Below are 12,684 nucleotides of genomic sequence, written 5' to 3'. Positions count from 1 at the left end.
GCGACCTGGGTCGCGCTTTTTGTTGGCTCAAAAAGAGGGGCTTACTTGGCCCGCTCCTGGTGACCACGGAGGCGGATGTTGATCATCTCCACCACCAGCGAGAAGGCCATGGCGAAGTAGATGTAGCCCTTCGGAATGTGCATGTCCAGCCCCTCGCCGACCAGGGCGACCCCGACCAGGATCAGGAAGGAGAGGGCCAGCATCTTGATGGTGGGGTGCTCGTCGACGAAGTCACCTATGGCCTTGGCGGCAAACATCATGACACCGACGGCGATCATGATGGCCAGCACCATGACGGGCACGTGATCCGCCATGCCGACTGCAGTGATGACGGAATCCAGGCTGAAGATGATGTCGAGGATGGCGATCTGCACCAGTGTTGACATGAATCCGGCGGTCTTGCTCACCATGCCGGGCTCCTCGGCGGCGCCCTCCAGGCTCTGGTGGATCTCGTGGGTACTCTTGGCGATGAGGAACAGGCCCCCCACCAGCAGGATGAGATCCCGGCCGGAGATGGCTTCATCCAGCACGCTGAACAGCGGCTCGGTGAGGCGCATCACCCAGGCGAGAGAAAGCAGCAGCAGGATGCGGGTGCCCATGGCAAGCCCCAGCCCCAGAATGCGCGCCTTCTGGCGCTGCGCCTCCGGCAGGCGCCCCACCAAGATGGAGATAAAAATGATGTTGTCGATGCCCAGCACTATCTCGAGCAGGGTCAGGGTGGCGAGCGCGACCCAGGCGGAGGGGTCAGCAATCCATTCCAGCATGATTGAACCTTGGTTGAACTTTGATTGAGGAGTGAAGTCGCGCATTCTAGCAGTGGGTTATGGCTTGTCCCAGTGGCGGGAAAAGATAAAAATGGCAGCCATCCAACGGGAGGAAAACATGTTTCGATTAGGGCTCATCATCAACCCCATCGCCGGCATCGGCGGGGCCGTCGGTCTCAAGGGCAGTGACGGCATGGTGGCCGAGGCGCTGGCGCGGGGCGCGGTGCCCAAAGCCCGGGAGCGGGCCCGCCAGGCCCTGCTGCCCCTGTGCGAGCTGACCACGCCGTTCGAGCTGCTGACGGTGGCGGGGGAGATGGGGGAGACACTGACCGCCGAGCTGCATCTTCCTCATCGCATCGTCTACCAGCCTGCCGGGGCCCAGACGTGCGCCGAGGATACCCGAGCCGCCGCCCTGGCCCTGCGGGAAGCGGGGGTGGATCTGCTGCTCTTCGCCGGCGGCGACGGCACAGCCCGGGACATCTGCGCGGCGGTGGGGGAGTCCTGCCATGTGCTCGGCATCCCGGCGGGGTGCAAGATCCACTCCGGGGTCTACGGCGTGACGCCGGCCGCCAGCGGCCGGGTGGCGGCGCGGATGATAGCAGGGGAGCTGCTGAGCCTGGTGGATGCCGAGGTGATGGACATCGACGAGGAGGCGTTTCGCGCCGGCAAGGTGCGTGCCCGCCACTACGGCCAGCTGCTGGTACCCGGGGATCTGCGTTACGTCCAGGCGGTCAAGCAGGGCGGGCGGGAGTCCGAGGAGCTGGTGCTCGCCGATCTCGCTGCCGGCGTGGTGGAGCAGATGGAGCCTGACACCCTCTATCTGATGGGGTCGGGGAGCACGGTGGCCGCCTGCATGGCAGAGCTGGGACTTGAAAATACCTTGCTCGGTGTGGATCTGGTGGAAAATGGCCAACTTATCGGGCAGGATCTCTCCGCCGCCGAGATCCTGACCCGGATCCGCGGCCGTCGCTGCCGCCTGATCATCACCCTGATCGGTGGTCAGGGACATCTGTTCGGGCGCGGAAATCAGCAATTGAGTCCAGACGTGATCCGGGCCGTCGGGCGAGACCATATTCAGGTGCTCGCCACCAAGTCCAAGCTGGCGGCCCTCGAGGGCCGTCCGCTGCTGGTGGATACCGATGACCCGGCACTGAACCGGTCGTTACGTGGTTATCTGCGCATCACCACGGGATACAAGGATCAGGTCATCTACCCGGTGGCCAACCCGGAATAGGACATCAAGGATGCGGCTGGCCTGGCGCCAGAGAGCTGTGATCAACCGGATCGCGGTTCCACTCCCCCGAATTTTTTGCCGGCAATCCCGGAAATGAGGCTGCGTTAAATGACGATTCACGATTTTGAACACAAGTTGTTGGGACTGATCGACGCCATGGTCGCCACGGCCAGCGAGGACGAACTGTTTGCGGGCGGCTACCTGCGGGGTCATATCTCGCTGGCGGTGGCGCGCGCCGAGCTGGAGGGCAAGACCCTGGTGCGGGACGTAAAGAGCTATGTGCTGCGCAGCCTGAACGAGGCCATCTTGCAGGGGGAGCTCTCCGAGCAGGATGAAGAGCTGGTACAAGCCATGTGGAAGCGGCTGCAGCAGCAGGCGGAAGCTTGATCCCATTCGCAATTCAAACAGAAGTTTAAGTAATCTGCTTCCCTGAGTGTTATCAAAAGGTTAATAATGAGGCTCAGCCTTTTGTTTCAGGGATTAAACTATGGCCTCCTCCTCACGTATTGCCACCAAACTGCCGCTCGAGATGCTCTATCACTGGGAGCGGCAGTGTCCTGACCGAGTCTATCTGCGTCAAACCATCCACCGCGAATACGTCGACTTTACCTGGGGTGAAGTGGCTGACGAAGCGCGCCGCATGGTGACGGCGCTGCGTCATCTGGGGCTGGTGCCCGGTGACAAGGTGGCGCTGCTCTCCAAGAACTGCGCAGAGTGGTTCATCGCCGATCTGGCGATGCAGATGGGGCAGTACGTGAGCGTGCCCATCTATCCGACCGCCAACGTCGACACCATCGAATACGTGCTGCGCCACAGCGAGGCCAAGGCGATCTTCGTCGGCAAGCTCGACGACTGGAAGAGCCAGGAGGCGGGGGTCCCCGCGGATCTGCTGCGCATCGCACTGCCCTATGACACCATGCCGGCCGCCCACCAGTGGGACGCGCTGCTCGATGCCCATGAACCCATCCCGGACAGCCCGGTGCAGGCGCCGGACGCCCTGCTGAGCCTGGTCTACACCTCCGGCAGCACCGGCAAGCCCAAGGGCGCCATGCTGAGCGTGGAGCGCTACGCCTGGTCCTGCGAGAAGCTGGTGGAGGCAGTCTCCCTGACGGCCGCGGATCGCGGCTTCTCCTATCTGCCGCTCGCCCACATCACCGAGCGGGTCTATATCTACGGCGGCAGCCTGTTCAGTGGCGCCACCATCGCCTTCCCCGAGTCCCTCGATACCTTCATCGACGACGTCAAGCGCTGCCGTCCCACCGTCTTCATCTCGGTGCCGCGGCTGTGGGCCATGTTCCGCATCAAGATCCACGAGAAGCTGCCCCAGAAAAAACTCGCGCTGCTGCTCAAGATCCCGCTCGTCTCGGGCCTTATCAAGAGCAAGCTGCAGAAGGGGCTGGGGCTGGATCAGGCGCGGGTGCTGGGCTGCGGCTCGGCCCCGGTGGCCCCGGCACTGCTGGAGTGGTATCACAGCATAGGCCTCGAGATCACCGAGGCCTGGGGGATGACCGAGAACCACGCCTACTCCACCCTCAACTTCCCGTTCCGGGCCGACAAGATTGGGACCGTCGGCAAGGCCGGGCCCGGGGTGACCATCAAGATCTCCGACGAGGGGGAGATCCTCTGCCGCTGTGACGGCATGATGCTGGGCTACTACAAGGATCCCGAGCACAGCGCGGAGGCCATCGACGCCGAGGGCTGGCTCCATACCGGCGACATGGGCAAGCTGGACCGGGAGGGTTACCTCACCATCACGGGCCGCATGAAGGACGTGTTCAAGACCGCCAAGGGCAAGTACGTGGCCCCCGTGCCCATCGAGGGGATGCTGGGGCAGGAGCCCATCATAGAGCAGCTGTGCGTCATCGGTTACGGCATGCCGCAGCCGGTCGCCCTGGTGCAGCTGGCCGAGAGTGCCATGAAGGGGGACAAGGCTGCGGTCGACGCCCAGCTGGAGGCCGCCCTGACCCGGGTCAACGGCCAGCTCGAATCCCATGCCCGCCTGCGCGGCATCCTGGTGGTCAAGACTCCCTGGAATATCGAGAACGGGGTGCTGACCCCCACCATGAAGATCCGCCGCCACCTGCTGGAGCAAAAGTACGCTGACATCGGCGAGCGCTGGTCCGGTGCCAGGACCATCATCTGGGAGTCCTGACAGGGCCGATGAGTGGGCCTCCCAGGCCCCTCTGGGCATTTGGCAAATCAATGCAAAGCGCCACATCATTAAAAAATCAAATGACAAAGGGGAGCCACTGGCTCCCCTTTTTACGATCAACGAACCGGTTTAGACGGCCTGGTACTCCAGCTGGACGGATCCCAGGGCCTTGAGGGTCGACTGGGCCGAATCCCGCTGGCTGATCTGGCCATCCTTGCTCTCCAGCAGCACGGCGCGGCGCACTGTGGTGAGCTCCTCGCCATTCAGTACCGCGTGGGCGCAGGCCATCTGCATGGGGGGCAGGCTTGGGTTGAAGGCGGCGTTCTCGGCGTAGCGGCCGCAGAAGATACGCCCGTCCTCGAACTGCAGCGCCACAGCGGCATAGCCCTGGCTGTAGGGAGCATAGCTCTGGCGGGCGGCGGCCAGCGCGGCCTGCCACAGGGGGTCGTCGCTCTCGAGCACCAGCTCGTCATGAGCCTGGGGGCTCATCAGGGCATCGGTGATCTCCAGATCGGCGGGGCCGAAGGAGTGGGGCAGGAAGGATTGCAGCTCGCTCAAGTCATCCGGCAGGGAGACTTTGAGGGTCTTGGCGGTGCTCAGCTCGTTCATGAACTGGCGGCAGTGACCGCATGGGGTGTAGTTGACGGTGATCTCACTGATGCCGGTCTCGCCGCCGAGCCAGGCGTTGGAGATGGCGGACTGCTCGGCGTGCACCGAGTGGAACAGCCCCTGGCCCGCAAACTCCATGTTGGCGCCAAAATACCAGGCGCCGCTCAGGCCGCAGGCGATGGCGCCGACGAAGAACCTGGAGATGGGAGCCACCGAGCAGGCGGCCGCCAGCGGCAGCAGGGCCAGGCGCAGGGCCCGATCGTCGAGCCCGGTGGCGGCTTTCAGGGTCGCCACTTGCTCAGGGGTGAAACGGGCCTGGAAATCGTCCCCCAGCATGGGCAGCAGGGCGGCCTGGAGCGGGGCAGAAAGGGTCTCGAATGGCTTGGCAAAGCGGGGATGCATACTGTGTCCTCAAAGGCCAATTGGGGGGCCATTGTAGGGAGCAAGCGCGGCGAAATGTGTGAGCGCGCTCACGCCTTGATGGGCAAAGGGGCGGGGATGGTAAAGGAAACGTTTGTCTTTCGCAATCTGTGCGCTTGCTCGCAGCATGAGGGGAGTGGCTGTGCCCTATGGCTGTGATTGAAGGGCAAGGAGACCATGGCCGCAGGGGCGACCATGGCGGAGGGGCGCCGGGCTCAGATCAGCCAGTGATAGAGGGCAAACAGCAGGGGGGCGACGGCGGCGGTCAGCACGCCGCACACCACCATGGCCAGCGACGAGAAGGCCCCCTGGGTGACCCCCTGCTCGGCGGAGGCGGCGGTGCCGATGGCGTGGGCGCAGGCCCCCATGGCGAGCCCCTGGGCCTCGGGGTCGGTCACCCGCATCAGCCTGAGCAGGGGGTAGCCTATCAGGGCCCCCAGTATCCCCACCACCACCACCACTGCGGCGGCGATGGCGGGAATGCCGCCGAGGGACTGGCTGACGCTCATGGCGAGCGGCGTGGTGATGGACTTGGTGGCGATGGAGGCGAGCAGTGCCGGATCCGCCCCCATCAGGTGGCCAATCCCTAAGGTGGTGCAGACCGAGATGAGCACAGAGGTGAGGGTGCAGAGGACGATGGGCTTGAGCTTGTCCCGGATCTGGCGGGCCTGCTGGTAGAGAGGCAGCGCCAGCGCCACCACGGCGGGCTCCAGCAGGGCCGTGATGGGGGCGGTGCCGCGCTGGTACTGATCCAGCGGCAGATCCAGCCAGAGCAGCAGGCCTATGATGGCGGCGGTGGGGATCAGCACCGGATTGATGACGGGCCAGGGCAGGCGGCGGTAGAGGGCCCGGGTCATGAAATAGAGCGCCAGGGTCAGGGGAATGGCCAACCAGAACATCATTGTCTGTTCATCCTCTGGTAGAGATGGCCGACCGCGCCCAGGATCAGCACTATGCCCAGCACCACGCAGAGCATGATGAGGCCAAACGACTGGCGCAGGGGCTCGAGCCAGGCCACCAGACCGACGGCGACCGGCACGAACAGGACCCCCATGTGACGCAGCAGCAGGCCGCCCCCCTGCTCGACCCAGGAGAAGCGGATCAGCTGCAACGAGAGCAGCACGAACAGCAGCAGCATGCCGAGGATGCTGCCGGGGAAGGCGAAGGGCAGCAGGGCGGCCAGGACCTTGCCCGCCAGCAGGCAGGCGATGATGACCAGAAAATCAAGGAGGTAGCGCAAGGCGCGTTGCAACAACACGGGGGCCTCATCTTGGCAACTGTGAGCGAGGTCGCAGTTTAACAGGCACGGGGGGCATGGAACAGGGTCAACTGACCCACAGGGGATACAATGGCCCCGGCATCATCCCCATTCACCAGAAGGAGCTCCCATGTCGACCCCCTCTCTCCTGGCCAGATTGCGCCAGTTGCCCGCCGATCCCGCCCTGCCTCCCCAGCTGCTGCAAACCCGTCAGTGGGACGGCCCCCTGTGCCGGGTGAGGCTGGACAATACAGGGGCCAACCCCGAGGCCGTTCGCCACTGGCGGCTGTTTGAGGGGGATCTCGGCCTCTCTCCCGACGCGGCCATCTACGGAGAGGGGTTTCAGATGCTGGCCCAGACCATGGGTAGCTGGCAGGCCCCCGAGCCGGTGGGCCGCTGCCCCGACGCCGGCGTCTATCGCATCACGGACGATGACGGCTATCACACAGTGCACAACCTGCTGCTGGTGGCCTGCGAGGGGGGCTGGCTGCTGCTGGCGTTCGCGAGCTGCCAGCGCTTTGGCGGCGAGTTTCGCCTCTATCCGGACGGTCGCCTCGAGATAGTGATGAACGCCGAAGGGCGCACGCTGGCACCCGGCCAGCACTGGCAGAGCGAGGCGCTGATCTGCCTGGAGGGGCCGGACAGGGAGGTCCTGCTGGGGTCGCTGGCGGACTATATCGAGGCCGAACACCCGTCGCTGGTGAACGAGGTGCCCGCGCGCCCGAGTGGCTGGTGCTCCTGGTACCACTACTATGCGGACGTGAGCGCCGCCGACATTCGCGAGAACCTGGCGGTGCGGGCCGAGCGTTTCCCGGCCCTGCGCTACGTGCAGATAGATGACGGCTATCAGGCGAAAATGGGGGACTGGCTCACCCCTTCACCCAAGTTCGAACAGGGGGTGGCAACCCTGGCCAGGGAGATCCGCGCCGCCGGCTGCGAGCCCGCGCTCTGGGTCGCCCCCTTTATCGCCGAGCCCGGCTCCCAGGTATTCCAGCAGCACCCGGAGTGGTTCGTGAAAGGGGAGGATGGTCTGCCGCTCCCCTCGGAGCGGGTCACCTACGGTGGCTGGCGCTGCACCCCCTGGTATGTGCTGGACGGCACCCATCCCGAGGTACAGGCCCACCTGGAGCAGGTGTTTCGCACCCTGCGCGAGCAGTGGGGCATCCACTACTTCAAGCTGGATGCCAACTTCTGGGGCGCCATCCACGGCGGCCGCTTCCACGACCCCGCCGCCACCCGGGTGGAGGCTTACCGGCGCGGCATGGCCGCCGTGCTGCGCGGGGCGGGGGAGGGCGCCTTCCTGCTCGGCTGCAACGCCCCGATCTGGCCGAGCCTTGGCCTGGTCCACGGCATGCGGGTGAGCGATGACGTGGAGCGCCAGGGTCGGCGTTTTCGCCAGATAGCGCGGGAAGCCTTCTGCCGCGCCTGGCAAAATGACAGGCTCTGGGCGCTGGATCCCGACTGCGTCTGCCTGCGGGATATCCCGGGCCAGCACGCCAGCGAGTCCGAGTATCAGTTCCACCTGGCCGCCCTGGTGGCGAGCGGTGGCATGGTGCTGGCGGGGGACCGATTGCAGGATCTGGACGAGGGGCAGGGGACGCACCTTGGCAAGCTGCTGGCCCTGTGCGCGGCGCGCACCCCGGCGGCCCGCTTCGATGACATGGGGTTTGGCCGCGCTCGGGTGGCCCTGCCCGGGGGCGGCGAGCTGCTCTGCCTGTTCAACTGGGGCGAGCAAGCCACGGAGATGGTGCTGCCGGCGGGGGGCAGGGATTTCTGGGACGACACCCCCCTGGGAGATACGCTGGAACTGGCGGGGGGCCAGGGGCGGGTGATCCGCTACCCCTGAGTGCTGTACGAAGCAAAAGAGGCTCCATAGGGAGCCTTTTTGGTGGAGGGTACTGCCCCTAGAAGTGCCACTCCATCCCGATGGCGTAGTTGGCGGAGCCATAGCCCGGGATCTCGTTGCTGGAGGCGAGCGCCTTGAGGGTCAGGCGGGCGCTGAGGGGTATGCCGAGCCCCATGCCGATGGCGACCTCGTCGCTCTGATCCCCCATCATGTCCACCCGCAGGGTGCGGTAGAGGGAGAGATCCTGGCTCATCTGGGCATAGATCTGGGACGACTTGTTGTAGAGCTGGCCGAAGATCTCCATCTGGAAGCCGTTCTGGGGCGTGATGGCCAGGGGAATGCCGGCGAAGCGGTAGAGATCCGAGTGGTTGAAATAGCTGTTGGTGATCTGGGGGGTGAAGTCGGTCTGCTGGTAGAGGGTGCTGAAGTTGCGCTCGATGAGCCGATAGGTCTGCTCCGGCAGACGCAGCAGATAGTCCGGCACTTCGAAACGTACCCCGGCCAGGGTGCTCTGGGGCAGCAAGGCACAGGCGACAAGGGTGAGAGCAGGCAGTGCTGAACGCATAAAACGTGAGATCCCCAACAGTCGAGGCGCGGCATCCATGCCGGCAGCGCATGTAATTATCAAACTATCAGGAGCTTGGCTCCCCTGCTCATTATGTCGCGAGCGCGGGGAGCCGACAGGGTTTTATGTGTGAAACGCCTCACATCTCATAGATCTTCCAGGTAGTGATAGAGACTCTTCAGAATCGCAAAGTTCCGTTCGTTACCCTGATTCTGCTCCGCCAGCGCCTCGAGACGGGGCACATAGTCCGGCAGACGGCGGCTGAAGTAGTCGCTGCAGTGCAGGCGCCAGCGCTTCTGCTCCGCCTCGCTCAGGGTGTGGGGCCAGTTGCGGGCGCGGTAGCGGAACAGCATCTGGGGCAGGCGCGGGTCGCTGAAGGCAAACTCCCGCTCACCCAGCAGCTCCGCCGGGGTGGCGCGCACCAGATCCATGGTGGACTTGTCGCCGTGGCCGAAGAAACCGGCGTAGAGCTGGGTATCGGGATCGCTGTCGTTGCTGCCGGCAAACTCCTGATTGAACACCTCCACCAGTTTTTCCCGCACTTCGGGATGGGCCCGCAGCAGATCCAGGCTCTTGCGGCACTGCTCTCTGTCGATGCCAAGCTGGTCGGCCCGCTCCGGGGTCAGGGTGGCGGCCGGCGCCAGCACCGGGCACTTGTTGATGTGCACCAGCTTCACCGGAATACCCGCCAGATCCCCCAGCTCCTCTTTTTTGGTATAAAGGCGCTCGCGGATCTCCTCGCTGGTGAGCTCGATGAGGGGGGTGGGGTCGCGGGTCAGATCCACCATGATCACCGCGTTCTGGTTGCTGGGGTGCCAGGCGAGTGGCGACACCCAGCTTGCGCACCCCTGCCAGGGGGAGAACATGCCGGAGACGTGCACCAGCGGCTTCATGGTCACCACGTCGATGAGGGCCTTCACCTTGTTCTTGTTGCGCAGGGCAAACAGGTAGTCAAACAGCTTGGGCTGGGCCTTTTTCACCAGCTTGGCCATCTCTATGGTGGCCAGCACGTCCGAGAGCGCATCATGGGCGTTGGCGTGGGCCACCCCGTTGGCCACCGTCAGTTTCTCCAGTCGGAAGCTCGGCTTGCCCTCGTCGTCGAGGGCCCACTCTATCCCCTCCGGGCGCAGGGCGTAGCAGGCCCGCAGCATGTCGAGGATGTCCCAGCGGGAGTTGCCGTTCTGCCAGGCGTAGGCATAGGGGTCGTAGAAGTTGCGATACAGGGTGTAGCGGGTCACTTCATCATCGAAGCGGATGCTGTTGTAGCCCAGCACGCAGGTGTTCGGGGTGGCGAACTGCTCGTGGATCTGGCGAATGAAGTCCGCCTCGCACAGCCCATCCTTCATCGCCTTCTGCGGCGTGATGCCGGTGATGAGGCAGGCTTCCGGCTCCGGCAGGTAGTCCGCGGGCGGCTTGCAATAGATCACCAGCGGCTCGCCGATGAGGTTGAAATCGGCGTCGGTGCGAATGCCCGCAAACTGCGACGGCCTGTCCCTGGCGGGACTGATGCCGAAGGTCTCGTAGTCGTGGAAATAGAAGGTAGGCTTTGTCTGCTGGCTCATTTCGTGGTTCTGAATTGTGTTTATATGCTTGAAAAACAAGTCGTTATACGGAGTGTCATCTCAGATTGTCTCACTTTGTCCGATCTTGATTCAGTCCGTTTCAGACCAGTTTGGTACGTATCTGTGTACACGTCAGGGCGCGTTAATGTGTCAGTGAAAAATCAGATGACCAATAACAGGAGAGTCATATGCCACTTACTGATGCGAAGCTACGGGCCCTGTATGGTAAGCCCTACTTTGGCAAGACGGAATTGTCAGATCGTGATGGATTGTCAGCTCGGGTCACTGAGCGAGGCACCATCTCATGGCAGTATCGCTATCGCTGGCAAGGAAAAGCGGCGAGACTCAAAATTGGACGCTATCCCGACCTTAAACTCGCTGATGCCAGGGCGTTGATCCCTGCTATCCGTGGTGCACTTGAGCGTAATGAACATCCCAGAGTTTTCTGGGATAAGCTCCACCAGAAGCATGATGTCACACTTAAACAGTGCTGCGAGCATTTTCGAGAACACCATCTGCCCAAGCTGCGGCCCCGTACGGTCACGCTCTATGAGCATACCATGCAGCGCTATTTCGAACCTCTGTTTATTGGTATCCCGGTTGAACAGATCCCGTTTTCCAGCTGGCTGGAGTGGTTTGATAAAATTGGCAAGAAACAGCCCAAAAATGCCGGTCATTTATTACGCAGACTGAAGTCCATTCTTAGTTTTTGTATTCGGCGTAATCTTATTGGCGGCTCACCGGTATTGAATTTACGTACCGAGGATGTGGGCTCTCAACCAGAGAGGGGGACTCGTGTGCTGACCATGCGTGAACTCGCTCAGATTTGGATTGCATTCGAACAGAGTAGGGCCAGTCGCGGATTAAAATTGGCGGCCAAACTGGTGATCCTGCTGGGCTGTCGCAGCGGCGAGGCATTGGGTGCGCAGTGGAGTGAGTTTAATCTGGAGGAGCAAATTTGGACGGTTCCCGCTGCTCGTGCCAAAAGTGGATCACCAATACGTCGGCCTATTCCTACCCGGGTGATGATGTTGCTGCAAGAAGCGGCGGCGAAATCTCGGCTAAAGGGCGGCCCTGTATGTCGCTCGCCGGTGAATCCAAAGCAGTCATTAAGTAGTGCGTCTCTTATCCAGCTTGCAGAGCGGGTGAGAGAGAAACTGGATCTTCCGTATTGGCGTATGCACGATATGCGTCGGACGCTGAGTACGCGTTTATCGGAGGAGCGCATCATGCCACAGGTAACCGAGAAAATGCTTGGTCACAGGATGGCCGGTGTCATGGCTATTTACAATCTGCATGATTGGACCAATGAGCAACGTGAGGCATATGAGTTATGGGATAAAAAATTAATGGAGGCTGTGAAATCCTTTCAGGAAATGTAAATATAATGGAGTCATAAAAAAGCGGTGTAATTCATCATCTAAGATGAGCGATTTTCCCTTGATATCCAACTGCTGACCTCTGCGGTAGAATAAAATCCTTTATTGTGTGGCGGTGGAAACTTGTGTTCTTTAATCCACCTGTACAGTGTTGATCTGGAAATGCCAAGCTGTTTTAAAAGCGCTTTGGTTTTTATTAGTTTAGGTTCGTTGTTGTTCATATTGCCTCCTGTTTTTTAGGAGGTTAAACATCATTAGTGAATGTGTCAATTTGCTCTATTCTTAGGCGGCTTGCTTTTGTGATATATAAAAGCAAGTCGCCATGCTCATACTATAAAAATGAACTTTAAAACTGTTTTCGTATATTATAAAAGCAATGAAAATGGTCGTGTATCAATATGGCTCATGGTCATGATATGTAAATTTCAATGGCGGAGGTGCTCGTTCTGTCTCCTTGGTTGCCTTTAGGGTAGGGTTTTGCTTCAGAGTTGAATCCACCGCAGCCTAACATGCACCCCTACTGCTTTATTCAATTGGCCCTCCCTCATGTCACTGAGTCAGCGAACACAATTTGTATCATCTGGGGCGATCCGTGATGGCTTAGCCAGAAAATCATTAATAGCCATAATACCCAATTCCATTTTTCTTCGTGCGGAGACATTCGCGGAGTGAGCACGAATAAGGGGTGGTATGAAGGGATTGGTTATTACCTCTTTTTCTATCCAAGGAATAACGTCGTAGCCTGTCCCTCTATTATCATCACCTAGGTCATGGTCGAGGCTAATTTCTGTCACTGCTCCTGTTTTTAGCCATGCAATCGTTTCGTCTGGCCAGAATACGCGAACGCACCCTGCCGGTGTTTCTCTCTCATCGTCCAGATACAATTTCATTTTGC

The 12,684-nt window shown here is 61.4% G+C and carries 13 protein-coding genes; 5 read left to right on the top strand and 8 right to left on the bottom strand.

The features are described from left to right. Positions 1-41: 41 nt before the first annotated feature. The gene (locus tag ACB030_RS02260; protein WP_371157689.1) at positions 42-809 is read right to left on the bottom strand and encodes a TerC family protein; all 768 of its coding nucleotides are present in this window, start codon (positions 807-809) and stop codon (positions 42-44) included. Between the two features lie 73 nt (positions 810-882). Here ACB030_RS02260 and ACB030_RS02255 point away from each other — a divergent pair, with 73 nt between their 5' ends. From ACB030_RS02255 to ACB030_RS02245, 3 genes are all read left to right on the top strand, one after another. Beyond that, on the top strand, positions 883-1,998 hold the full coding sequence (locus tag ACB030_RS02255) for an ATP-NAD kinase family protein (RefSeq protein ID WP_371157687.1): 1,116 nt from the start codon (positions 883-885) through the stop codon (positions 1,996-1,998). 108 nt (positions 1,999-2,106) lie between these two features. Beyond that, the gene (locus ACB030_RS02250; protein WP_205641565.1) at positions 2,107-2,385 is read left to right on the top strand and encodes a YfcL family protein; all 279 of its coding nucleotides are present in this window, start codon (positions 2,107-2,109) and stop codon (positions 2,383-2,385) included. 100 nt (positions 2,386-2,485) lie between these two features. Continuing rightward, positions 2,486-4,150 (top strand): AMP-binding protein, encoded by a 1,665-nt coding sequence (locus ACB030_RS02245; protein WP_371157685.1) that lies wholly within the window; start codon positions 2,486-2,488, stop codon positions 4,148-4,150. Between the two features lie 129 nt (positions 4,151-4,279). On the opposite strand, the gene cdd is transcribed toward ACB030_RS02245, so the two are convergent. The 3 genes from cdd to ACB030_RS02230 all read right to left on the bottom strand — a co-directional run bounded on the left by cdd (position 4,280) and on the right by ACB030_RS02230 (position 6,437). Beyond that, positions 4,280-5,161 (bottom strand): cytidine deaminase, encoded by an 882-nt coding sequence (gene cdd / locus ACB030_RS02240; RefSeq protein ID WP_371157683.1) that lies wholly within the window; start codon positions 5,159-5,161, stop codon positions 4,280-4,282. Between the two features lie 233 nt (positions 5,162-5,394). Next, the gene (locus tag ACB030_RS02235) at positions 5,395-6,081 is read right to left on the bottom strand and encodes an LrgB family protein (protein WP_371157681.1); all 687 of its coding nucleotides are present in this window, start codon (positions 6,079-6,081) and stop codon (positions 5,395-5,397) included. Continuing rightward, a complete protein-coding gene (locus ACB030_RS02230; protein WP_371157679.1) occupies positions 6,078-6,437 on the bottom strand; it encodes a CidA/LrgA family protein in 360 nt (119 codons plus the stop codon). Before ACB030_RS02230 ends, ACB030_RS02235 begins: the two co-directional genes overlap by 4 nt. Positions 6,438-6,567: 130 nt before the next feature. Between ACB030_RS02230 and ACB030_RS02225 the strand changes: the two genes are divergently transcribed. Next, the gene (locus tag ACB030_RS02225) at positions 6,568-8,283 is read left to right on the top strand and encodes a glycoside hydrolase family 36 protein (RefSeq protein WP_371157677.1); all 1,716 of its coding nucleotides are present in this window, start codon (positions 6,568-6,570) and stop codon (positions 8,281-8,283) included. 58 nt (positions 8,284-8,341) lie between these two features. On the opposite strand, the gene ACB030_RS02220 is transcribed toward ACB030_RS02225, so the two are convergent. Beyond that, a complete protein-coding gene (locus tag ACB030_RS02220) occupies positions 8,342-8,848 on the bottom strand; it encodes a hypothetical protein (protein WP_371157675.1) in 507 nt (168 codons plus the stop codon). A gap of 146 nt (positions 8,849-8,994) precedes the next feature. Next, positions 8,995-10,410: an exodeoxyribonuclease I gene (gene sbcB / locus ACB030_RS02215; RefSeq protein WP_371157673.1), complete on the bottom strand. Its 1,416-nt coding sequence runs from the start codon at positions 10,408-10,410 to the stop codon at positions 8,995-8,997. 188 nt (positions 10,411-10,598) lie between these two features. Here sbcB and ACB030_RS02210 point away from each other — a divergent pair, with 188 nt between their 5' ends. Next, positions 10,599-11,792 (top strand): tyrosine-type recombinase/integrase, encoded by a 1,194-nt coding sequence (locus ACB030_RS02210; RefSeq protein WP_371157671.1) that lies wholly within the window; start codon positions 10,599-10,601, stop codon positions 11,790-11,792. A gap of 38 nt (positions 11,793-11,830) precedes the next feature. Here the strand turns inward: ACB030_RS02210 and ACB030_RS02205 are convergent, their stop codons facing one another. Together ACB030_RS02205 and ACB030_RS02200 are read right to left on the bottom strand one after the other, a co-directional pair. Next, positions 11,831-12,010 carry an AlpA family transcriptional regulator gene (locus ACB030_RS02205; RefSeq protein ID WP_080768032.1) on the bottom strand — a complete coding sequence of 60 codons (180 nt, stop codon included), beginning with the start codon at positions 12,008-12,010 and terminating at the stop codon, positions 11,831-11,833. 336 nt (positions 12,011-12,346) lie between these two features. Further along, on the bottom strand, positions 12,347-12,679 hold the full coding sequence (locus ACB030_RS02200; RefSeq protein WP_371157669.1) for a cyclic-phosphate processing receiver domain-containing protein: 333 nt from the start codon (positions 12,677-12,679) through the stop codon (positions 12,347-12,349). Between the last annotated feature and the right edge of the window lie 5 nt (positions 12,680-12,684).

The organism is Aeromonas sp. S16(2024) (assembly GCF_041403065.1).
Lineage (GTDB): Bacteria > Pseudomonadota > Gammaproteobacteria > Enterobacterales > Aeromonadaceae > Aeromonas.
Note: the sequence above shows the minus strand (reverse complement) of the source record. Positions and strands in the feature narration are given on the sequence as shown.